This window comes from Streptomyces sp. NPDC096079, assembly GCF_040303145.1.
In the GTDB taxonomy this organism is placed as follows: Bacteria; Actinomycetota; Actinomycetes; order Streptomycetales; family Streptomycetaceae; genus Streptomyces.
In genome coordinates this window covers 381,829-403,153 of the sequence record NZ_JBEOST010000004.1, presented here as the reverse complement: position 1 = coordinate 403,153, position 21,325 = coordinate 381,829, and the positions used below count along the sequence as shown (strand labels likewise).

Below are 21,325 nucleotides of genomic sequence, written 5' to 3'. Positions count from 1 at the left end.
CGAAGGACAAGACGCCATGGCCGCCACCCCGGAAAACCCCACTCCCGCCGCCGCCCGCCGCAAGGCCGGGCGCCACCGTGGCGAGGGTCAGTGGGCCGTGGGGCACTTCACCCCCCTGAACGGCAATGAGCAGTTCAAGAAGGACGACGACGGTCTCAATGTGCGGACACGTATTGAGACGGTCTACTCGAAGCGCGGCTTCGACTCCATCGACCCCAACGACCTGCGCGGACGCATGCGCTGGTGGGGCCTCTACACCCAGCGCAAGCAGGGCCTGGACGGCACCAAGACGGGCGTGCTGGAGCCGGAGGAGCTGGACGACGAGTACTTCATGCTCCGGGTCCGCATCGACGGCGGCCGGCTGACCACCGAGCAGCTCCGGGTCATCGGCGAGATCTCCGAGGAGTTCGCCCGCGGCACCGCCGACATCACGGACCGGCAGAACGTCCAGTACCACTGGATCCGCATCGAGGACGTCCCCGAGATCTGGAACCGCCTGGAGGCGGTCGGCCTGTCCACCACCGAGGCCTGCGGCGACACCCCGCGCGTCATCCTCGGCTCCCCCGTGGCCGGCATCGCCGCCGACGAGATCATCGACGGCACCCCCGCCATCGACGAGATCCAGCGGCGGATCGTCGGCAACAAGGACTTCTCCAACCTGCCCCGCAAGTTCAAGTCCGCGGTCTCCGGCTCCCCGCTGCTCGACGTGGCGCACGAGATCAACGACATCGCCTTCGTCGGCGTGGAGCACCCGGAGCACGGCCCCGGTTTCGACGTCTGGGTCGGCGGCGGTCTGTCCACCAACCCCAAGCTCGGCGTCCGCCTCGGCACCTGGGTCTCCCTCGACGAGGTCCCCGACGTCTACGAGGGCGTCATCTCGATCTTCCGCGACTACGGCTACCGCCGGCTGCGCAACCGCGCCCGCCTGAAGTTCCTCGTCGCCGACTGGGGCCCGGAGAAGTTCCGCCAGGTCCTGGAGGACGAGTACCTGCAGCGGAAGCTGACGGACGGCCCCGCACCCGAGCAGCCCGCGGGCCGCTGGCGTGACCACGTCGGCGTCCACCGGCAGAAGGACGGCCGCTTCTACGTGGGCTTCGCGCCCCGCGTCGGCCGGGTCGACGGCGCCACCCTCACGAAGATCGCCGAGGTCGCCGAGGCGCACGGCTCCGGCCGGGTCCGCACCACCGCCGAGCAGAAGATGCTCGTGCTCGACATCGAGGAGGCGCAGGTCGAGTCGATCGTCTCCGCCCTGGAGGCGCTGGACCTGCGCGTCACGCCCTCGCCGTTCCGGCGCGGCACGATGGCCTGCACCGGCATCGAGTTCTGCAAGCTCGCGATCGTCGAGACGAAGGGCCGCGGCTCCTCGCTCATCGACGAACTGGAGCGCCGCCTCCCGGAGTTCGACGAGCCGCTGACGATCAACATCAACGGCTGCCCGAACGCCTGCGCCCGCATCCAGGTGGCGGACATCGGCCTCAAGGGCCAGCTGGTCCTGGACGACGAGGGCAACCGCGTCGAGGGCTACCAGGTGCACCTGGGCGGCGCGCTCGGCCTGGAGGCCGGCTTCGGCCGCAAGGTCCGCGGCCTCAAGGTCACGGCCGCCGAGCTGCCGGACTACGTGGAGCGGGTCCTCGCGCGCTTCCAGGCGGAGCGCGAGACCGGCGAGCGCTTCGCGACCTGGGCGGCCCGCGCCTCCGAGGAGGCCCTGTCTTGAGCGAGCGAGCCGCCCCGTTCCACTGCCCCTACTGCGGCGACGAGGACCTGCGTCCGAACGAGCAGGGCCACGGAGCCTGGGAATGCGCCGCGTGCAGTCGAGCCTTCCAGCTGAAGTTCCTGGGGCTCCTCGCCCCGGCGACTTCGGATAACACCCCTGGGAGGGAAGCGATATGACGATCGCTCAGGACGCGACCGCGGCCGACCTGAAGGCACTCGCCGAGCAGGCCGGCCGTGATCTGGAGGACGCCTCCGCGCTGGAGATCCTGCGCTGGGCCGTGGACACCTTCGGCGAGCGCTTCTGCGTCACCTCCTCCATGGAGGACGCGGTCGTCGCCCACCTCGCCTCCCGGGTCCGCCCCGGCGTGGACGTGGTCTTCCTCGACACGGGCTACCACTTCGAGGAGACCATCGGCACCCGCGACGCCGTGGACGCCGTCATGGACGTCAACGTGATCACCCTGACCCCGCGTCAGACGGTGGCCGAGCAGGACGCCGAGTACGGTCCGAGGCTCCACGACCGCGACCCCGACCTGTGCTGCGCCCTGCGCAAGGTCAAGCCGCTGGAGGAGGGGCTCACCGCGTACGGCGCGTGGGCCACCGGCCTGCGCCGCGACGAGTCCCCGACCCGGGCGAACACCCCGGTCGTCGGCTGGGACGAGAAGCGGCAGAAGGTCAAGGTCTCCCCCATCGCCCGCTGGACGCAGGACGACGTCGACGCGTACGTCACGGAGCACGGTGTCCTCACCAACCCGCTCCTCATGGACGGGTACGCCTCCGTCGGCTGCGCCCCCTGCACCCGCCGCGTCGCGGAGGGCGAGGACGCCCGCGCGGGACGCTGGGCCGGACGGGCCAAGACCGAATGCGGACTGCACGGATGACGGACACTCAGACACCCCAGGAGAACCACGTGACCGGTGCCACCATCTGGCTCACCGGCCTGCCGAGCGCCGGAAAGACCACCATCGCGTACGAGCTGGCCGGCCGCCTCCGCGAGGAGGGCCACGCGGTCGAGATCCTCGACGGCGACGAGATCCGCGAGTTCCTCTCGGCGGGCCTCGGCTTCAGCCGCGAGGACCGGCACACCAACGTGCAGCGGATCGGCTTCGTCGCCGAGCTGCTCGCCTCGCACGGCGTGAAGGTCCTGGTCCCGGTCATCGCCCCGTACAACGACAGCCGCGAGGCGGTCCGCAAGCGCCACGGCGCCGAGGGCACCGCCTTCGTCGAGGTGCACGTGGCCACCCCCGTGGACGTCTGCTCCGTCCGCGACGTGAAGGGCCTCTACGCCAAGCAGGCCGCGGGCGAGATCAGCGGCCTCACCGGTGTCGACGACCCGTACGAGGCACCCGAGAACCCCGATCTGCGGATCGAGTCCCAGAACCAGACCGTGCAGGAGTCCGCGGCGCAGCTCCACGCGCTGCTCACCGAGAGGGGTCTGCTGTGACCACCGTCGTCCACACGCACGACAGCACGGACAGTCCGTTCGCGCTGTCGCACCTCGACTCCCTGGAGTCCGAGGCCGTCCACATCTTCCGTGAGGTGGCGGGCGAGTTCGAGCGGCCGGTGATCCTCTTCTCCGGCGGCAAGGACTCCATCGTCATGCTGCACCTGGCGCTGAAGGCCTTCGCCCCGGCGCCGGTCCCCTTCACGCTGCTGCACGTCGACACCGGGCACAACTTCCCCGAGGTCATCGAGTACCGCGACCGGGTCGTCGCCCAGCACGGGCTGCGGCTGCACGTGGCCTCCGTGCAGGAGTACATCGACGCCGGCAAGCTCCGCGAGCGCCCGGACGGCACCCGCAACCCGCTGCAGACCGTCCCGCTGACCGAGGCGATCCAGCAGCACCGCTTCGACGCCGTCTTCGGCGGCGGCCGCCGCGACGAGGAGAAGGCGCGCGCCAAGGAGCGGGTGTTCTCGCTGCGCGACGAGTTCTCGCAGTGGGACCCGCGCCGCCAGCGCCCCGAGCTGTGGCAGCTGTACAACGGCCGGCACGCCCCGGGCGAGCACGTCCGCGTCTTCCCGCTGTCCAACTGGACCGAGCTGGACGTCTGGCAGTACATCGCCCGCGAGGGCATCGAGCTGCCGGAGATCTACTTCGCCCACGAGCGCGAGGTCTTCGCCCGCAACGGCATGTGGCTGACGGCCGGCGAGTGGGGCGGCCCGAAGGACACCGAGACGGTGGAGAAGCGGCTCATCCGCTACCGCACCGTCGGCGACATGTCCTGCACCGGCGCCGTCGACTCCGACGCCACCACGCTCGACGCCGTCATCGCCGAGATCGCCGCCTCCCGCCTCACCGAGCGGGGCGCGACCCGCGCCGACGACAAGATGTCCGAGGCCGCGATGGAAGACCGCAAGCGCGAAGGGTACTTCTAATGAGCACGTCCACCGAGCAGTTCGCCGACGTCTCGGCCACCACCCTGCTGCGTTTCGCCACCGCCGGCTCCGTCGACGACGGCAAGTCCACCCTGGTGGGCCGCCTCCTGCACGACTCCAAGTCGGTCCTCACGGACCAGCTGGAGGCCGTCGAGGCCGCGTCCATCAAGCGCGGCCAGGAGGCGCCCGACCTGGCGCTCCTCACCGACGGCCTGCGGGCCGAGCGCGAGCAGGGCATCACGATCGACGTGGCCTACCGCTACTTCGCGACGCCCCGCCGCCGCTTCATCCTCGCCGACACCCCCGGGCACGTGCAGTACACCCGGAACATGGTCACCGGCGCCTCCACCGCCGAGCTGGCCGTGGTCCTCGTCGACGCCCGCAACGGCGTCGTCGAGCAGACCCGCCGGCACGCGGCCGTCGCCGCGCTGCTGCGCGTCCCGCACGTGGTCCTGGCCGTGAACAAGATGGACCTGGTCGACTACCAGGAGCCCGTCTTCGCCGCGATCGCCGAGGAGTTCACGACGTACGCCTCCGAGCTCGGCGTCCCGGAGATCACCGCGATCCCGATCTCGGCGCTCGCCGGCGACAACGTCGTGGAGCCGTCCGCGAACATGGACTGGTACGGCGGCCCGACCGTCCTGGAGCACCTGGAGACCGTCCCGGTCAGCCACGACCTGACGGCCTGCCACGCCCGCTTCCCCGTGCAGTACGTGATCCGCCCGCAGACCGCCGAGCACCCCGACTACCGGGGCTACGCCGGTCAGATCGCCGCCGGTGCCTTCCGCGTCGGCGAGGAGATCACCGTCCTGCCCTCGGGGAAGAAGTCGACGATCACCGGGATCGACGCGCTGGGCGAGTCCGTGGACATCGCCTGGGCGCCGCAGTCGGTGACGATCCGGCTCGCCGACGACATCGACATCTCGCGCGGCGACCTGCTCGCGCCGAGCGGCGACGCCCCGGCCACCAGCCAGGACGTCGAGGCGACGGTCTGCCACGTGGCGGACCAGCCGCTCGCCGTCGGCCAGCGGGTCCTGCTGAAGCACACCACGCGCACGGTCAAGGCGATCGTCAAGGACATCCCCTCGCGGCTGACCCTGGACGACCTGTCCCAGCACCCGAACCCCGGGCAGCTGGTCGCCAACGACATCGGCCGTGTCGTGGTCCGCACCGCCGAGCCGCTCGCGCTCGACGCGTACGCGGACTCCCGCCGTACGGGTTCGTTCCTGCTGATCGACCCCGCGGACGGCACCACGCTCGCGGCCGGCATGGCGGGCGAGTCCTTCGCCACCGCCAAGGCCGTCGCCGCGGTCGACGAGGAAGAAGGGTGGGACTTCTGATGAGCCAGAACGCTTACGCCACCTTCGCGAAGGAGGGCGGCCGGGTGGGCTCCGGCGCCCTCGGCGCGGGCATGGGAGGTGTCGCGCGATGTGCGTGCTGACCTCGATGTGCCGCGCGAGCGGTACGAACCGGCTCCACCCGCTCCACCCCGAACGACATAAACGCAGACTTCGCTGAGAAGTTGAATCGAGGGGAACACCACCCGTGCCTGCCACCACCCGTACCACCCTGCGCCGCGGCCTCGCCGCCGTCGCCGCCACGCCGCTCCTGATCGGCGCGCTCGCCTCGTGCGGCTACGGCTCCGAGAGCAAGACCGACGAGAAGAAGGTGGCCGCCGAGGGCGAGAAGCTCTCCGCCGACACCGTACGGCTCGGGTACTTCCCCAACCTCACGCACGCCACCGCGCTCGTCGGTGACAAGGAGGGCATCCTCCAGAAGGAGCTGGGCGGCACCAAGCTGGTCGCCACCACCTTCAACGCGGGCCCGTCCGAGATCGAGGCGCTGAACGCCGGCTCGATCGACATCGGCTTCATCGGCCCCTCGCCGTCCATCAACGGCTACGTCAAGACCAAGGGCAGCAACCTCCGCATCGTCGGCGGCGCCGCGTCCGGTGGCGTGAAGCTCGTGGTCAACCCGGCGAAGATCAAGACCCTGGACGACCTCAAGGGCAAGAAGATCGCCACCCCGCAGCTCGGCAACACGCAGGACGTGGCCTTCCTCAACTGGATCTCCGAGAAGGGCTGGAAGGTCGACGCCCAGAGCGGCAAGGGCGACGTCTCCGTGGTCCGCACGGACAACAAGGTCACCCCGAACGCCTACGCCTCCGGCGCCATCGACGGCGCCTGGGTGCCCGAGCCGACCGCGTCGAAGCTGGTCGGCGACGGCGCGAAGGTGCTGCTCGACGAGTCCGACCTGTGGCCGGACAAGAAGTTCGTCATCACGAACATCATCGTGTCGCAGAAGTTCCTGAAGGAGCACCCGGACGTCGTCGAGGCGTTCCTGCGCGGCTCGGTGAAGACCAACGCGTGGATCAACGCCAACCAGGACAAGGCGAAGGCCTCGGCCAACGCCAAGCTGAAGGACCTCTCGGGCAAGGCGCTCGGCGCGAAGGTGATCGACGCCGCGTGGCCGTCCATCCAGTTCACCGACGACCCGCTGGCGGCCACCCTGCAGGCCCAGGCCGACCACGCGGTGAAGGCCGGTCTCCTGGAGAAGCCGGAGCTGTCCGGCATCTACGACCTGAAGCCGCTCAACAAGGTCCTGAAGGCCGCGGGTCAGCCCGAGGTCTCCGACGCCGGTCTCGGCGCGAAGTAACAGCCCGCAGCTGATCCCCAGGAGGTGACGACCATGGCCACGACCGCGACGCTCGCCAAGGCCGAAGACCGTGCGGCGGTGACCCATGCCGCCCGCATCGAGCATGTCTCCAAGTCCTTCGGCGGACCCGCCGGCGGGCAGCTCGTCCTCGACGACATCTCGCTCGATGTCGCCCCCGGCGAGTTCGTCACCCTCCTGGGCGCCTCGGGCTGCGGCAAGTCCACACTGCTCAACCTGGTCGCCGGGCTCGACCGGCCGTCCGCGGGGTCCATCGAGACCCCCGGCGGCCGGCCGGCCCTGATGTTCCAGGAGCACGCCCTCTTCCCGTGGCTCACCGCGGGCAAGAACATCGAACTCGCCCTGCGGTTGCGCGGGGTGCCCAAGGCCGAGCGGCGCGAGGAGGCCGAGCGGCTGCTCGACCTCGTCCGGCTCGGCGGCTCGTACGGCAAGCGGGTCCACGAGCTGTCCGGCGGCATGCGGCAGCGGGTCGCGCTGGCCCGCGCGCTCGCCCAGGACAGCGACCTGCTCCTGATGGACGAGCCGTTCGCCGCGCTCGACGCCATCACGCGGGACGTGCTGCACGACGAACTGACCCGGATCTGGCGGGAGACGAAGCTGTCGGTGCTCTTCGTCACCCACAACGTGCGCGAGGCCGTGCGCCTCGCAGAGCGTGTCGTCCTGCTCTCGTCCCGGCCCGGCCGGATCGCGCACGAGTGGACCATCGACATCCCTCAGCCGCGCCGCATCGAGGACTCCGCCGTCGCGGAGCTGTCCCTCGAGATCACCGAGCACCTGCGTGGGGAGATCCGCCGCCATGGCCAGCACTGACACCAGCCCGAACACCGACGACCTCGCAGGCCTCGAAGCCGGTCTGGACGCCCTCGACACCGTGCACGTCACGCGGACCCCGGTCCGCGAGGTGCTGGTCAAGAAGGTCCTCCCGCCGGTCGTGGCCGTCGCGCTCGTCCTGGTCGTGTGGCAGCTCCTGGTGTCCCTGAAGGTCACCGACGAGTACAAGCTGCCCGCGCCGTCCGCCGTGTGGGACAGCCTGACCACGATGTGGCTGGAGGGCACGCTGCTCTCCGTCCTGTGGACCAGCGTGTCCCGGGCCCTCTTCGGCTTCCTCCTGGCGCTCGTCATCGGCACCCCGCTGGGCCTGCTCGTCTCCCGCGTGAAGTTCGTGCGCGCGGCGATCGGCCCGATCCTCGCGGGGCTCCAGTCGCTGCCCTCGGTGGCCTGGGTCGCTCCGGCCGTGCTCTGGCTCGGCCTCAACGACAGCATGATGTACGCGGTGATCCTGCTGGGCGCCGTCCCCTCGATCGCCAACGGTCTCGTCGCCGGCGTCGACCAGGTCCCGCCGCTCTTCCTGCGGGCGGGCCAGACGCTCGGCGCGACCGGCCTCAGGGGCGCCTGGCACATCGTGATGCCGGCCGCGCTCCCCGGCTACCTGGCCGGCCTCAAGCAGGGCTGGGCGTTCTCGTGGCGTTCGCTGATGGCCGCGGAGATCATCGCGTCCTCGCCCGACCTGGGCCTCGGTCTCGGCCAGCTCCTGGAGAACGGCCGCAACAACATCGACATGGCGGGGATCTTCCTGGCGATCATCCTGATCCTGATCGTCGGCATCGCCATCGACCTGCTCATCTTCAGCCCGCTGGAGCGCACGGTGCTCCGCCGCCGCGGCCTGCTGGCGAAGGGCTGAGCCGCACCGTGAACCGTCCCGTCCTCCTCGTGATCGCCCACGGCAGCCGCGACCCGCGGCACGCGGCGACCGTCCAGGCGCTGGTGCGCCGGGCCGGTGCGCTGCGGCCGGGGCTGCGCGTGGAGACGGCGTTCCTGGACTTCAACCTGCCGTCGGTGCCGGGGGTGCTGGACCGGCTCGCGGCGGACGGTGTCCGGGAGGTCGTGGCCCTGCCGCTGCTCCTCACCCGGGCCTTCCACGCGAAGGCCGACATCCCCGCCGTCCTGCGGCAGGCGCCCCCGTCCCTGAGCGTCCGCCAGGCGGAGGTCCTCGGCCCTTCGCCGCTGCTGATCGCGGCGGTGGAGCGGCGGTTGTACGAGGCCGGGCTCACGCCCGGCGACAAGAGCGCGACCGGGGTCGTCCTGGCCTCGGCGGGCTCCACAGACCCGGAGGCGATCGCGGTGATCGCAGAAACGGCGCGGGAGCTGCGGCGCACCGGTTGGTGCTCCGTGCGGCCCGCGTTCGCCTCCGCATCTCTCCCGCGCACGGAGGACGCCGTGCGGGCGCTCCGTGCGGATCCGGGCGTCCGCCGGGTGGCGGTGGCCCCGTACGTGATCGCCCCGGGCCGCCTCCCGGACCGCATCGCGGCCGGCGCGGCCGGGGCCGACGTCCTGGCGGACGTCCTGGGCCCGTCCCCCGAACTGGCCGCGCTGCTGGTGGAGCGGTACGAGGAGGCGCGCCGCCCGGTGGCCCGGACCGCCTAGGGGGTGTTTCGAAAGTCCACCGCGGGTGCTGTGCGGGACTTCCGAAACACCGCCTAGTCCTTCGGGTTCCGGCCGCTGAGGGCCAGGGCGCGGGTGAGGGCCGGGGTGTCGGCGGGGACGTCCACGGGCGGGGCGAAGCCCTCGTACTGGCGGTAGACCTCGGCGTGCTCCTCGACGACGCCGAGGACGAAGACCGCCGTGTCCTCGGGGACCGTGAAGTCCTGGCCGGTGGAGCGGGCCAGGTCCCAGCCGTGCAGGGCGAGTTCCTTGACGAGCAGCGCGGCGATGGTCGGGGCCGGCATCGTGACGTACCCGGTGTCGACCTCCCCGTCCCAGACGCCGGGCCGCTCCCAGGCTGCCAGGGCGCGGTCGAGCTGGGCCGTGTAGCGCTCGGCCCAGTCGGTGTCGGCGGTGAAGTCCCGCGCGGTGGTCTCCTCGGGGAGCTTCGTGCGCAGGGCTCGGTGTTCGAGGCCGTGCGCGGAGTAGAGGACGAGGTGGTTGGCGAGTTCGCGGACCGTCCAGTCGGCGCAGACGGACGGCGTGCCGAGCTGTTCGGCGGTGACGGCGCGGGCGACCCGGCCGGCCTCGGCGGCACAGAGAGTGAGGTGGTGGTGGATCTCGTTCATGCCGCCGACCGTACGAAGGGCCCGCTCCCCCGGTCTTGAACTTTCGCGACAACTGAGCGTCATCCGCACGCCCATTGAACATTCAATGGGCGTTTCGCACGATTTGCTGGCTTTCTGAAGCCGTCAGTAGACTGAACGCAAGAATGTTCGGATCCATCCCAGAGGAACGAACATGACTATCCTCACTCATTCGAAACTGCACGGTCGGCGGCACACGACCGCCGGCATGGCGGCGGTCGTAGCGGCCGCCATCAGCCTCGCCGTCCCCGGCGCGGCATCGGCGCACACGGCACCGGCGAGCACCCCCAAAGTGGCCTCCCTGGTGAACTGCGGGACCACTCTGCCGTGGCTGTCGCCCTACGAGTTCGGCGGCCATCTGAAGCTCAACGGCGGCTGCTTCACACTCGACCGCCACGTCTTCCTCGTGGTGAAGTACAACAACGGCACCATCGCCTTCAAGAAGTGGGTCGTCTCCAAGGAGCAGCAGGGCCTCGCCGGAGGCTGGGTCAACACCGACACCGGCCTGAAGGCTCCCTGCTCCGGCCCGAGCAACGGCTACGCGCGCGGGTACGACGAGGCCACGGACCGGTGGTCGCCCCGGTATCCCGTGACGATCGGGTGCGTCTCCTTCGACTAGCCGAAGTCGAGGCCCCCGGTGCGGGTGCGCTTGAGTTCGAAGAGGTCGGGGTGGGCGGCGAGGGCGCGGAAGCTGTCGAACAGTTCGGCCGCCTTCTCGCCCCGTGGGATCGCCCGCAGGACGGGGCCGAACCAGACGGTGCCGTCGACGTGGATCGTCGGGGTGCCGACGTACCCCTCGGCCTCGGGGTCCTTGCCCGTGTCGTGGCTGCGGCGGACCGCTTCGTCGTGGGCCGGGTCGTGGGCGGCGGCGGCCAGCTCGGGCGGGAGTCCGAGTTCGGTGAGCGATTCGGCGATCACGGCGTCGAAGTCCTTCTGCTTCTTCTCGTGGATGCGCGTGCCGTACGCGGTGTAGAGCGGGCGCAGGATCTCCTCGCCGTGCTGCTCGGCCGCGGCGGCCGCCACCCGGACCGGGCCGAGGGAGGCGTCGACGAGTTCGCGGTACCAGTCGGGCAGGGTGTTGCCCTCGTTGTGCAGGTACAGGCTCATGACCTTGAAGCGGAGGTCGATGTCCCGGTGGCGTTCGACCTCCAGGATCCAGCGGGAGGTGATCCAGGCGAAGGGGCAGGCGGGGTCGAAGTAGAAGTCGACGACGGGGCGGGGCGTGGTCTCGTTGCTCGTCATGTCGTCGAATCTAGCCGCGAGTTGGCCCGCTTCCACGGGCCAATCGGCGGCCTTGAGACTGGGCCACTCAGCGGTCACTTCTCCCGTGTCATCTCGACGAGCTTGACCACCGTGTTCCAGTTCCTGGCGGTGGCGACGAGCCCCTTCACGACGGACGGGCGGGACACGGCCTCGCCCAGCTTGGACTTCCCGAGGCCTTCGGGGGTGTAGAGGTAGAGCACCCGGTCGCCGAGGGCGTACTCCTCGGGCAGGTGCGCCGCGCGGTCGATCGAGGCGAAGCGTCCGGGGTCGGCGGGCTCGGAGTAGTAGATGGCGTGGAGCTGCTTGCCCTGGAGTCCGGCGGCCGGGAAGGGGCAGGCCTCGGCGACGGCGGAGAGGTAGTCGCCGTCGCGGACGAGGCAGTCGACGGGGAAGCCGAAGTGGTCATCGACGGCCGCTTCCAGCGCGGTCCTGAGTTCCTCCTCGCCGACGCCGGAGCCGGTGGTGAAGACGGCGTTCCCGCTCTGGAGGTAGGTGCGGACGTCGGTGTGGCCGAGGCCTTCGAGGAGGGTGCGGAGTTCGGCCATGGGGACCTTGCGGTGCCCGCTCACGTTGATGCCCCGGAGCAGGGCCGCGTAGGTCTTCGTCATGGGCCCAATGTAGGGGGCCACCGCGCCTCGTGGGGGGCGGCACGGTGACCGGTTCGAACCCTGTCCGATGGAGCGGGCCCGGAGAAGACCCTTCACCCATCTGTGACTTATTCAACAAGGTTTCGTAATGACGAATCCGTCATCTGCGCTGATAGCGGGCGAGGACCCGGTTGCCGTCCTCGACCAGCCGTCTGCGCAACTCGGGAGCGTCGATGGCTCCGCTGTAGTACTCCTGGAAGGCCGGGGTCGCCACCTTGTCCTTCCACTCGGGATAGCCGCGCACCGACTGCGCGGGCGCCGGCCGCAGACGGGCCGCGACCGCCACTCCGGTCGCCCAGCCGTCCCGCGCGGTGTGCAGGGAGGGGTCGGCGAGCGCGGCGGTGCCGGTCGGCAGCATCCAGTCGCCGCGCGCGAGCCGCACCATGTTGGCCGGGCGCAGGAAGAAGTCGAGGAAGGCCGCCGCCTCCTTCTTGTGGGGGCTGGACTCGGCGATCGAAAGGGTCTGCGGGGAGACGCCCTGGGCGAGGCCCTCGCTGCCGACGGGCGCGGGGAGCACGGTCCACTCGAAGCCCGCGGGCGCCTGCTGCGCGATCTGCTGGCGGTAGGCGAAGCCCAGGGGGACCATGGCGTACTTGCCGGCGAAGAAGCCGGGCAGGGTGTCGGAGCCGCCGCTGCCGAGGGTGGTGCGCGGCGCGGTCCGGTCGGTGACGACCTGGTCGTGGACGGTGCCGGGGACGATGCCGTCGGCCTCGGTGAAGTCGAGGGTCACCCGGCCGTCCGGGCCCCGGTGGAAGAGCCGGCCGCCGGCCGAGACCCCGAGGTTGAGGCTGACCGAGACGGGTTCCCTGAGGGGCCAGGCGACCGCGTACCGGCCGGGTCCCATGCTCCGGGTGAGGTCCTGGGCGATCCGCCGGAACTCGGCCCAGGTCCAGGGTCTGTCCGGGGTGGGGACGCGGACGCCGGAGGACTCCAGGATCTTCCGGTTGGCGATGAGCACGCGCGGTTCCTGGAGGAACGGGACCCCGTGGACGCCCTCGCCGAAGGTGGTGGTCTCCCAGGCGGCGGCGGGGATGTCGGCGCGCAGCCGTGCGGAGAGCAGCGGGCGGAGGTCGGCGAGGTCGCCGCCGTAGGCGAAGTCGGCCAGGTCGTCGGAGGCGTCGTGGATGAGGTCGGGTGCCTCGCCGCCCTCGAAGGAGGTGAGGAGCTGGTCGTGGACGGAGTCCCAGCTGCCCTGGACGTAGTCGACCTGGATGCCGGGGTGGGCGGCGTTCCACTCCCGCACCAGCTGCCGGTTGACCTCGACGGACTCCTTCTGCCAGGCGAGGGACTGGAACCGGAGCCGTACGACACCGTCGTCGGGGCCGTCGTCGCCCGCGGTGCAGCCGGTGAGGAGGAGCAGGAGCACGGCGGCGAGGGCGAGGAACCGTCTCATGACTTCACCGCCCCGGCCAGCGTCCCGCCGGTGATCCGTCTCTGGAGGAGGCCGAAGACGACGAGGGACGGCAGGGTGGCGAGGAAGGCCGCGGCGGCCAGCGGGCCGAGGTCGGCGACGCCCTCGGCGCCGAGGAAGTGGGTGAGGACGACCGGGAGGGTCTGCCTCTCCGGGGACTTGAGGAGGACGAGCGCGAAGAAGAACTCGTTCCAGGCGGTGACGAAGGCGAAGAGCGCGGTGGCGACGATGCCCGGGGCGAGCAGCGGGGCGGTGACCGAGACGAGGGTACGGATCCGGCCGGCGCCGTCGACGGCCGCGGCCTCCTCCAGCTCGGCCGGGACGGCCCTGACGTATCCCATGAGCATCCAGAGGGCGAAGGGCAGCGACCACACCACGTACACCAGGACGAGTCCGGCGACGCTGTCGATCAGGTGCAGGTTCTTGAGGACGAGGAAGAGCGGGATGATCACCAGGACGAAGGGGAACGCCTGGCTGATCACCACCCAGCCGGACACCGCCCCGGAGAGCCCGCCCCGCTTGCGGGCCGTCACGTAGGCGAGCGGGGTCGCGACGACCACCGTGATCACGGCGGCGGAGACGGCGGCGAGCAGGCTGTTGGCGGCGGCCCTGAGCAGCGGCTGCTCGTCGAAGGCCTGCCGGAAGTTGTCGAGGGTGGGGTCCTCCGGGATCCAGGTGGGGTGCAGCGAGGCCAGCTCGGGGGCGGGCTTGAAGGCGGTGGAGACCAGCCAGAGGAAGGGGAAGGCGAGGAAGACCAGGTAGGCGAGGAGGGCCAGGTACTGGCCCGCCCGCGCGGGCCCGCTCGTCCGGAGGGCGCTCACCGGTCCTGGTCCCCTTTCAGACGGCGTACGAGGGAGAGGGCGATGAGCACCGAGACGGCGGCGACCATCACGCAGCCCATCGCGGCGGCGTAGCCGAACTGCCCGTAGCGGAAGGCCTCTTCGTAGGCGAAGAGCATCGGGAGCCGGGTCCGGCCGCCCGGTCCGCCGCTGGTCAGGACGTACACCAGGGCGAAGGAGTTGAAGTTCCAGATGAGGTTGAGGGCCGTGATGGCGAGGGCCACCGGCCGGAGCGCGGGCCAGGTGACGGCGCGGAAGCGGCGCCAGGCGCCGGCGCCGTCGAGGGCGGCGGCCTCGTGGAGTTCGCGCGGGGTGTTCTGGAGTCCGGCGAGCAGCGCGACGGTGGTCTGCGGCATGCCCGCCCAGACGCCGACGACGATGACGGCGGGGAGGGCGGTGGCGAGGCCGGAGAGCCAGTCGTGGCCCTCGCCGAGGCCCAGGTTCCGGAGGGTCTCGTTGAGGATCCCGGCGTCCGGGTTGTAGACGAGCCGCCACATGATGCCGACGACGACCTCCGGCATGGCCCAGGGAATGATCGCGAGCGCGCGGGCGAGCCGGCGGAAGCGGAGCTCCTGGTGGAGCAGCAGGGAGAGGCCGAGCGCGAGCAGGAACTGCGGAACGGTCACCCCGACGGCCCAGACCGCGCCGATGCGGAACGACTCCCAGAAGAGGGTGTCGTGCAGCAGGTCCTGGAAGTTGAGGGTGCCGACCCAGCCGGTGGCCTGGGTGCGTCCGGACTGGGCGTCGGTGAAGGCGAGCGCGATGCCGTAGAGGAGCGGTCCGACACTGAGGACGAGGATCGGCAGGAGGGCCGGGAGCACCAGGAACCAGGCGCCGAGGTCGGGCCCCCGCGGCCGGACGCCGGGGGCGGCGCGCGGTGTCCGCGTCCTGCCCGGGCGCTTCGTCGCCGTCACCGAGCTCACCATCCGACCCCCGTCCGACGCCGCCGTGGGAACCCCGTCATGGTGCGGACGGGCCCGGGGACGGTCAAGGCACCCTGCGGGATGAGCTGCGCGGATGGGAGACTTTGGCTCAAACGCACAGGTGAGGAGAGGTCGATGGACGAGGCGCGGGCACGGGAGATCCTGGCCGGGGCGGGGCTGCCGGTCGCGGAGGCGCGGCTGCTCACCCTCGGGGAGAACGCGGTCTTCGCGGTGGGCGGTCACGTGGCGAAGGTCGGCCGCGATGCGGAGCTGCTGGAGCGGGCCGAGCGGGAGCTCGCCCTGGCGTCCTGGCTGGAAGCAGCCGGTGTCCCGGCGGTCCGGGCGGCGGAGGAGAAGCCGCTCCTGGTGGACGGGCACCCGGTCACCCTCTGGCACCGGCTCCCGGACGCGGTGCGGCCCACGGAGCCCCGCGATCTGGCCCCGCTGCTGCGGGCCGTCCACGCCCTGCCCGAGCCGACGGGGTTCACGCTCCCGCGCCGTGAGCTGCTCGGCGGGGTCGAGCGGTGGCTGCGGCTCGCCGGGGACGCGATCGATCCCGCGGACGCGGCGTTCCTCCGTGAGCGGCGCGATGCCTTCGCCCCTGCGGCGGCCGCGCTCGCCCCGCACCTGACCCCGGGCCCGATCCACGGGGACGCCCTCCCGCGGAACGTGCACGTCGGCCCCGACGGCCCGGTCCTGGTGGACCTGGAGACCTTCTCCTCGGACCTGCGCGAGCACGACCTGGTGGTCCTCGCCCTCTCCCGGGACCGGTACGGCCTGGACCCGGTGGCGTACGAGTCCTTCACGGAGGCCTACGGCTGGGACGTCCGGGAGTGGGAGGGGTGCGCGGTGCTGCGGGGGGCGCGGGAGACCGCGAGCTGCGCGTGGGTGGCGCAGCACGCCCCGACGAACCCGAAGGCGATGGCCGAGTTCGAACGGCGCGTGGCGTCCCTTCGGGCGGACGACCCCGAGGTGCGCTGGTACCCCTTCTGACATCATGGCCCCGGCGAACAGGACGATCCGATCGGGGTGTTGAGATGCGGGTACAGCTGTCCGAGGTGACGCTCGACGTCGAGGTGAGCGGGGAGGGACCGGCCGTCCTGCTCGTGCACGGCTTCCCCGACAGCCACCGTCTGTGGCGTCACCAGGTCGCGGCGCTGAACGACGCCGGCTTCCGGACCGTGGCGCCCACGCTGCGGGGCTTCGGCGACTCCGACCGGCCCGAGGGCGGTCCGGAGGCGTACCACCCCGCGAAGCACGTGGGCGATCTGCTGGAGCTGCTCGGCCGTCTCGGGATCGACCGCTTCCACGTGGTGGGTCACGACTGGGGGTCGGGAGTCGCGCAGGGCATCGCGGGCTTCGTGCCGGACCGGGTGATGAGCGCGACCATCATGTCGGTGGGCAACCTCGCCGCGATCCTCGGCGCCGGGTGGGAGCAGCGGCAGCGCCTGTGGCACGTGACGATGTTCCAGCACGAGGGGCTCGCGGAGGAGTGGCTCTCCCGGGACGACTTCGCGAACCTGCGCGACATGCTCGGCGAGCACCCCGAGGTGGACGCGGTCCTGGAACGGTTGCGCGTCCCGGGCGCGCTGACCGCCGCGCTGAGCGTCTACCGGGCCGGGCTGCCGATCGGGGTCCAGCTGTCCGCGCCGGCCGCGCTGCCGCCGCTGGCCGTTCCCGTCATGGGCGTCTGGTCGACCGGTGACCGCTTCCTGACCGAGCGGCAGATGACCGGCACGGCCGAGTACGTCGCCGGGCCGTGGCGCTACGAGCGGGTGGAGGGCGCGGGCCACTGGCTGCAGCTCGACCAGCCGGAGAAGGTCAGCGAGCTGCTGCTCTCCTTCCTCAAGGAGAACGGCTAGCCGGCCACCGCGACGGCGGGACGCAGGGGCCACGTGGAGTCGACGACCGCCTCCGCGTCGCCCTTGCGGCGCAGGAAGTCCTGGAAGTTCTCGGCCCAGGCGCGGTACCAGCCGATCTGCCGCTCGTGCAGCTCGGCCGGGGCCAGGGCGGCCACCTGGGGGTGCCGCTCGGCTATCGCGACGGCGACCCGGACGGCGGCGAGCGCGTCGGCGGCGGCCTGGTGGGCGGCTTCGAGGACCACGCCGTACTCCCCGCAGACCGCTTCCAGGTTCCGCTTGCCGCGCCGGTAGCGGTCGACGGCCCGGTCGATGGTGTACGGGTCGACGACCGGGCCGATGGCCGTCCCGCCGAGCCGCTCCTCCAGGGAGGGCAGGCCGTGGCGGCGCAGCTCGGCGGCGAGGAGCGTGAGGTCGAAGGAGGCGTTGTACGCGACGACGGGCACGCCCTGGTTCCAGTAGCCGGTCAGTGTCTCCGCGATCTCGTCGGCGACCTCGCGCACCGGCCGGCCCTCGGCCGCGGCCCGCTCGCTGCTGATGCCGTGGATCGCGGAGGCCTGCTCGGGGATGCGGATGCCGGGGTCGGCGAGCCAGTCGCGCTGCCGGACCACCCGTCCGTCGTGGAAGCCGACGATCGAGGCCGTGACGATACGGGCCTCCAGCGGGTCGGTGCCGGTCGTCTCCAGGTCGAAGCCGACCAGCGGTTCCCCATGCCAAGCCATCGGGTCCTCCTTACGTGATCTCCCCCGTGGTGCTGACCACCCTCGCACGCGCCACTGACAACGCCTCCGGCTCCCCCGGCGGGAGGTCAGGAGACGGGCCGGGAGTCGAGCCAGACCGACTCGAACTCCTCCCGGTATGTCTCGAAAAGTCCGTGATCTCCCTCACGGGCGGACTGCCCGTGCCGGACCACGTTCCGTCCGCCGCCCCGCAGGACGAGGACCGGAGCCTCCATGCCCCGGGCCCGGCGCAGGTACGACTGGACGACGCCGACCCCGTCCGGTCCGTCGCCGTCCACCAGGTAGGCGGTGAAGCGGGGGGTCTCGTCGAAGACGTGGATCTGGAACGCGCCGGGGTCGCGCAGCTTCGAGCGGACCCGGCGCATGTGCAGGATGTTCATCTCGACCGACCGGCTCAGCTCGCCCTTCTTCAGGCCGAGTTCCCGCTCGCGGCGCTTGACGGCGCTGCTCGCCGGGTTGAGGAAGAGGAGCCGGGTGCGGCAGCCGGACTCGGCGAGCCGGACCATGCGGCGGCCGGAGAAGTTCTGCACGAGCAGATTGAGGCCTATGCCGGTGGCGTCGAGCCGGCGGGCCCCGCCGAAGAGGTCCTCGGCGGGCAGCTGCCGCTGGAGCCGGACCCGGTCGGGGTGGACGGAGACCACGTCCGCGTACCGGTCGCCGACGAGGTCCTCGACCGCGTCCACCGGGAGCCGGTCGGCGGACGGCACGCCGGCCCCGCTGCCGAGGATCTCCAGGATGCGGGCGGAGGCCCGCTCGGACTGGGCGAGGACGGTCAGCGAGAGCGCCCGGTTGCGGGAGACCACGTTGCGCGTGACCTCCAGCTCGTCGAGGGCGAGCTCGACCTCGCGCCGGTCGTCGAAGTAGGGCTCGAAGCACGGCCAGTGCTGGACCATCAGCTCCCGCAGCTGCGGCAGCGTGAGGAAGCTCAGCACGTTGTCGTCGGCGGGGTCGAGCAGATAGCCCTTGCGCCGGGACACCTCGCGGACGGCGACCGCCCGCTGGACCCATTCCTGGCCGGCCGGACCCGCCGCGGCCACCACCCACTCCTCGCCGTGCACGGGTTCGTACACGGGCCGCAGGACGGCGGCGACCACGGCCCGCAGCCGCTGTTCGACGAGATTCAGCCAGATGTAGGCGCGGCCCGCGCGCTGGGCCCGGGTGCGGACCTCGCTCCAGGCCTCGGCGCCCCAGTCGAGTTCCGCCCCGATCTCCACCGGCCGCCCGACGGTGACCGTGCCGGGCGGCAGCACCACGCCCGGTGGTACGGCCGTGCCCGGCGGCGCGACCGCTCCGGGCGGCGCCTCTGCGGGGCCGGCCGGGCCCCCCTCGTGACCCGCGTCACCTGGGGGCAGCTCCAGACCTCCCGAGCTCACCCGCGCACCGCCTTCTGCTCCCGGACACCCGTTCCGGCGGACAGGATGACCATGTGACAACGATCAAGGAAGGGTACTCCCCGAGCGGGAGGCGGTGCAGCAGGATCGTCAGGCTGCTTCCTCAACTCCCCAGATCCGGCTGCCCGTTCTGGGAGGCGAGATCGGCCGGAGTGAGCGGATTCATAGCGGTTACGTCCCTGGGCGCGAGCTGGAAGCCCTGCCAGTGGACCGGCATGGGCTGCTGGTCCTCGTCCCGGGCGATGTGGTGGAACCCGATGTTGACCCACACGGACGGCTGAGTCAGCGTCTCGCCGTTGACCCACCTGTCGACGCTGTCACCGGCGCCCGCGGCGCAGTTGCCGATGTTGTTGCTCGCGAACTTCTCGCAGGCGCGGGCCTGGGTGAAGTACACGTCGTGCTTGGTGAATCCGCGGCCCGCGTGGGTGTCGGTGTGACCCGGCACGATCTCGTACGAGCGGGCGTGCCCGTCCGCGTTCTTGCCGGTGCCGCTGACCACCCGCCACCACCGCATGTTCTTCGCGTCGCCCGCGAGTTCCTTGGTGACGACGGTGCGGGTGGTCTTCACGGTGGGTCCACCGCCGCCGGTGGGTGCGGTGACGGCCGAGTCGAACTGCTCGATCCGGTCCTTGGTGGAGCCGTCGAGACCGAAGTCGAGCTTCCAGAAGACGTTGTGGGCGTGGCTGGTGGCGTAGCCCTTGGCACCCTTGCCGATGGGCCAGCCACGTCCGTCGGTGGCGTTGTAGTCGACGGGCGAGAGGCTGCCGGTGGCACCGACGTTGGCGCCGATGGTGCCGTCGGCGGTGAAGCGCCACTCGGTGATGTACTCGTACCAGCCGACCTTGTTGACGGTGTAGACGAGCAGGTCCTTGGCCTGGGCCGCCCAGACCTTGGCGCCGTTGTCGCTGGCCATGCGGTACGCGTGCCCGCGCGCCCGCGTGGTGGTGCACAGGCCCTTGATGTCGCCGACGTCGGCGACCTTCACGGTGGTGAGGGTGCCGCCGGGGCACTCGGCCGGCTTGAGGTTCTGCAGGCCGTAGCCGAATCCGGCGCCGGTGAGGTCGTCGTACTCGGCGCCGCCGTCGTCGTACGGCACGTGGATCTGGGCGAGCCGGGCGCTGGTGAGGACCTTGATGGGCGCGGTGGCGCCGGGCGGCTGGTAGGTGATCCGGTCGAGCGTGAGACCGGCGTCGGTGTCGTAGCGCCAGCACATGCGCCAGGTGGTGCCGCCGTCGAGCTTCTGCGTGATGCGGTACGCGGCGGAGCAGTCCGGCGTCGTGGGCGCCGGGCGCGACGGCGCGGGCGGGGTGGTCGCGGCGGTGGCGCCGGTCGCGGGACCTGCGGCGGCCGTGGCGGTGCCGAGCAGGGCGGCGGCGGTCAGGACGGCGCCGCGCTTGCGGGCGCGCGTGTTCCTCCGGTGGGACATGGGGACGTACTCCCTCGTACGTGTCGTGGGTCTGCGGAGTTGCCGGGGCGCGGTCAGCCGACCCGGGTGACGGTCCTCGCGGAAAGGTCGACGATCAGGTTCCGGGTGTCGATCCAGGCCCCGTTGAGGACCTTGGTGACGAGCCGGACGCACCGGTGCTCGCCGCACCGGGCGAGCTGCGCGGGGACGTGGGCCTCGCGGTAGGTGCGGTAGACGTCGCCGTTGAACCACAGCTGCGCGGTGGAGGTGAGCTCCTTGCCGGTGGCGTCCTCGTAGTCCTCCTTGACGCCCTTGCCGAGCGGGCTCGCGAGGATCAGCTCCATGGCCTCGCGCAGCTCCTCGGGGTGGGCGGAGGGCTGGACCCCGCGCTGCGCCCCGGACTTCTCGACCTTGCCGGTGTCGAGGTTGACGGTCCTGGTGATGAGCTCGTCGCGCCCGTAGTCGTAGAGACGGACCTCGGCGCGGCGTGTCGCGTCCCCCGGCAGCGGGTCGGCGAGCCGGGTGCCGAGGCGCTGCGGGCCCCGGCCGCCCGTGACGTCCTGCTGCGCGGAGGCGGCGGGCGGGGTCAGCGCCAGCGACTCGGCGCGGGCGAGTTCGTCGTCGGTGAGCGGGTCGCTGCCGACGCCCTTCTTCCCCTCGGCCGCGGGCGGGACCACCGTGGCGGGCGGCGGGGCGGCGGCCACGCCCTGCCCTCCGGCCTCCCCCTGCCCGCCGCTCGCGGCCGGTCCGCCGTCCGCGCCCGGTCCCGCGGTGCCGCCGACGCTCGACCCGGCCCCGGACGGCCCGGCGGTCCCGTCCGCGCCCGCCTGGCCCGGCAGGCCGATCGCGACCGCGACGGCGGTTCCCGTCACCGCCATGGCCGCTCCGGCCACCACCTTCCCCAGGTGGCGGCGCACTATTTCGTACACACTTCCCCCTCGTTCCCCCTCTTGTTCTGCGGTCACCCGGTAGGACGGGGCGAAGTCCTAGGTGGTTGCCCCTCTTTCGGGCAGGATC

Annotated in this window: 23 protein-coding genes; 13 read left to right on the top strand and 10 right to left on the bottom strand. The window is 71.7% G+C overall.

What is annotated here, in order from left to right; genetic code table 11:
* Nucleotides 1-16: 16 nt before the first annotated feature.
* The 10 genes from ABTY59_RS12175 (at nt 17) to ABTY59_RS12130 (ending at nt 9,186) form a co-directional block, all read left to right on the top strand.
* Nucleotides 17-1,714, top strand: a complete 1,698-nt coding sequence (locus ABTY59_RS12175) for a nitrite/sulfite reductase (protein WP_352018817.1) — start codon at nt 17-19, stop codon at nt 1,712-1,714.
* Nucleotides 1,711-1,890, top strand: coding sequence for a hypothetical protein (locus ABTY59_RS12170; RefSeq protein ID WP_352018816.1), 180 nt, complete (start codon nt 1,711-1,713; stop codon nt 1,888-1,890). Before ABTY59_RS12175 ends, ABTY59_RS12170 begins: the two co-directional genes overlap by 4 nt.
* A complete protein-coding gene (locus ABTY59_RS12165; RefSeq protein WP_352018815.1) occupies nt 1,887-2,594 on the top strand; it encodes a phosphoadenylyl-sulfate reductase in 708 nt (235 codons plus the stop codon). The genes ABTY59_RS12170 and ABTY59_RS12165 overlap by 4 nt, the downstream gene beginning before the upstream one ends.
* Nucleotides 2,576-3,157 carry an adenylyl-sulfate kinase gene (gene cysC, locus ABTY59_RS12160; RefSeq protein WP_502995356.1) on the top strand — a complete coding sequence of 194 codons (582 nt, stop codon included), beginning with the start codon at nt 2,576-2,578 and terminating at the stop codon, nt 3,155-3,157. Before ABTY59_RS12165 ends, cysC begins: the two co-directional genes overlap by 19 nt.
* Nucleotides 3,154-4,089, top strand: a complete 936-nt coding sequence (cysD, locus tag ABTY59_RS12155) for a sulfate adenylyltransferase subunit CysD (RefSeq protein WP_352018813.1) — start codon at nt 3,154-3,156, stop codon at nt 4,087-4,089. Before cysC ends, cysD begins: the two co-directional genes overlap by 4 nt.
* The gene (locus ABTY59_RS12150; RefSeq protein WP_352018812.1) at nt 4,089-5,429 is read left to right on the top strand and encodes a sulfate adenylyltransferase subunit 1; all 1,341 of its coding nucleotides are present in this window, start codon (nt 4,089-4,091) and stop codon (nt 5,427-5,429) included. Before cysD ends, ABTY59_RS12150 begins: the two co-directional genes overlap by 1 nt.
* A gap of 205 nt (nt 5,430-5,634) precedes the next feature.
* Nucleotides 5,635-6,744 carry an aliphatic sulfonate ABC transporter substrate-binding protein gene (locus tag ABTY59_RS12145; protein ID WP_352018811.1) on the top strand — a complete coding sequence of 370 codons (1,110 nt, stop codon included), beginning with the start codon at nt 5,635-5,637 and terminating at the stop codon, nt 6,742-6,744.
* 33 nt (nt 6,745-6,777) lie between these two features.
* Nucleotides 6,778-7,572 carry an ABC transporter ATP-binding protein gene (locus ABTY59_RS12140; RefSeq protein WP_352018810.1) on the top strand — a complete coding sequence of 265 codons (795 nt, stop codon included), beginning with the start codon at nt 6,778-6,780 and terminating at the stop codon, nt 7,570-7,572.
* On the top strand, nt 7,559-8,443 hold the full coding sequence (locus ABTY59_RS12135; RefSeq protein ID WP_352018809.1) for an ABC transporter permease: 885 nt from the start codon (nt 7,559-7,561) through the stop codon (nt 8,441-8,443). Before ABTY59_RS12140 ends, ABTY59_RS12135 begins: the two co-directional genes overlap by 14 nt.
* A gap of 8 nt (nt 8,444-8,451) precedes the next feature.
* Nucleotides 8,452-9,186, top strand: coding sequence for a sirohydrochlorin chelatase (locus ABTY59_RS12130; protein WP_352018808.1), 735 nt, complete (start codon nt 8,452-8,454; stop codon nt 9,184-9,186).
* Nucleotides 9,187-9,239: 53 nt separating this feature from the next.
* Here the strand turns inward: ABTY59_RS12130 and ABTY59_RS12125 are convergent, their stop codons facing one another.
* The gene (locus ABTY59_RS12125) at nt 9,240-9,812 is read right to left on the bottom strand and encodes a TIGR03086 family metal-binding protein (protein WP_352018807.1); all 573 of its coding nucleotides are present in this window, start codon (nt 9,810-9,812) and stop codon (nt 9,240-9,242) included.
* 172 nt (nt 9,813-9,984) lie between these two features.
* Between ABTY59_RS12125 and ABTY59_RS12120 the strand changes: the two genes are divergently transcribed.
* A complete protein-coding gene (locus tag ABTY59_RS12120; protein WP_352018806.1) occupies nt 9,985-10,449 on the top strand; it encodes a hypothetical protein in 465 nt (154 codons plus the stop codon).
* Here ABTY59_RS12120 and ABTY59_RS12115 read toward each other — a convergent pair.
* From ABTY59_RS12115 to ABTY59_RS12095, 5 genes are all read right to left on the bottom strand, one after another.
* Nucleotides 10,446-11,072 (bottom strand): mycothiol-dependent nitroreductase Rv2466c family protein, encoded by a 627-nt coding sequence (locus tag ABTY59_RS12115; RefSeq protein WP_352018805.1) that lies wholly within the window; start codon nt 11,070-11,072, stop codon nt 10,446-10,448. The genes ABTY59_RS12120 and ABTY59_RS12115 overlap by 4 nt on opposite strands.
* A 74-nt stretch (nt 11,073-11,146) precedes the next feature.
* Nucleotides 11,147-11,701 carry a DUF1697 domain-containing protein gene (locus tag ABTY59_RS12110; RefSeq protein ID WP_352018804.1) on the bottom strand — a complete coding sequence of 185 codons (555 nt, stop codon included), beginning with the start codon at nt 11,699-11,701 and terminating at the stop codon, nt 11,147-11,149.
* A gap of 139 nt (nt 11,702-11,840) precedes the next feature.
* Nucleotides 11,841-13,133 (bottom strand): ABC transporter substrate-binding protein, encoded by a 1,293-nt coding sequence (locus ABTY59_RS12105; protein WP_352018803.1) that lies wholly within the window; start codon nt 13,131-13,133, stop codon nt 11,841-11,843.
* Nucleotides 13,130-13,972, bottom strand: a complete 843-nt coding sequence (locus ABTY59_RS12100; RefSeq protein ID WP_352018802.1) for a carbohydrate ABC transporter permease — start codon at nt 13,970-13,972, stop codon at nt 13,130-13,132. The genes ABTY59_RS12105 and ABTY59_RS12100 overlap by 4 nt, the downstream gene beginning before the upstream one ends.
* Nucleotides 13,969-14,916, bottom strand: a complete 948-nt coding sequence (locus ABTY59_RS12095; RefSeq protein WP_469541852.1) for a carbohydrate ABC transporter permease — start codon at nt 14,914-14,916, stop codon at nt 13,969-13,971. The genes ABTY59_RS12100 and ABTY59_RS12095 overlap by 4 nt, the downstream gene beginning before the upstream one ends.
* Before the next feature lie 132 nt (nt 14,917-15,048).
* Here ABTY59_RS12095 and ABTY59_RS12090 point away from each other — a divergent pair, with 132 nt between their 5' ends.
* Both ABTY59_RS12090 and ABTY59_RS12085 read left to right on the top strand, forming a co-directional pair.
* On the top strand, nt 15,049-15,906 hold the full coding sequence (locus tag ABTY59_RS12090; protein WP_352018801.1) for a phosphotransferase enzyme family protein: 858 nt from the start codon (nt 15,049-15,051) through the stop codon (nt 15,904-15,906).
* Between the two features lie 44 nt (nt 15,907-15,950).
* The gene (locus ABTY59_RS12085; RefSeq protein WP_352018800.1) at nt 15,951-16,775 is read left to right on the top strand and encodes an alpha/beta fold hydrolase; all 825 of its coding nucleotides are present in this window, start codon (nt 15,951-15,953) and stop codon (nt 16,773-16,775) included.
* Here ABTY59_RS12085 and ABTY59_RS12080 read toward each other — a convergent pair.
* The 4 genes from ABTY59_RS12080 to ABTY59_RS12065 form a co-directional block, all read right to left on the bottom strand.
* Nucleotides 16,772-17,494, bottom strand: coding sequence for a 3'-5' exonuclease (locus tag ABTY59_RS12080; RefSeq protein ID WP_352018799.1), 723 nt, complete (start codon nt 17,492-17,494; stop codon nt 16,772-16,774). The two genes, ABTY59_RS12085 and ABTY59_RS12080, sit on opposite strands and share 4 nt — an antisense overlap.
* An 86-nt stretch (nt 17,495-17,580) precedes the next feature.
* Complete coding sequence (locus tag ABTY59_RS12075; RefSeq protein ID WP_352018798.1) at nt 17,581-18,885, bottom strand: DUF5919 domain-containing protein; 1,305 nt, start codon at nt 18,883-18,885, stop codon at nt 17,581-17,583.
* Between the two features lie 121 nt (nt 18,886-19,006).
* Entirely contained in the window at nt 19,007-20,329 is a 1,323-nt protein-coding gene (locus tag ABTY59_RS12070; protein ID WP_352018797.1) for a copper amine oxidase, read from the bottom strand.
* A 53-nt stretch (nt 20,330-20,382) separates the two neighbouring features.
* Nucleotides 20,383-21,237 carry a Tat pathway signal sequence domain protein gene (locus ABTY59_RS12065; protein ID WP_352018796.1) on the bottom strand — a complete coding sequence of 285 codons (855 nt, stop codon included), beginning with the start codon at nt 21,235-21,237 and terminating at the stop codon, nt 20,383-20,385.
* Nucleotides 21,238-21,325: the final 88 nt, after the last annotated feature.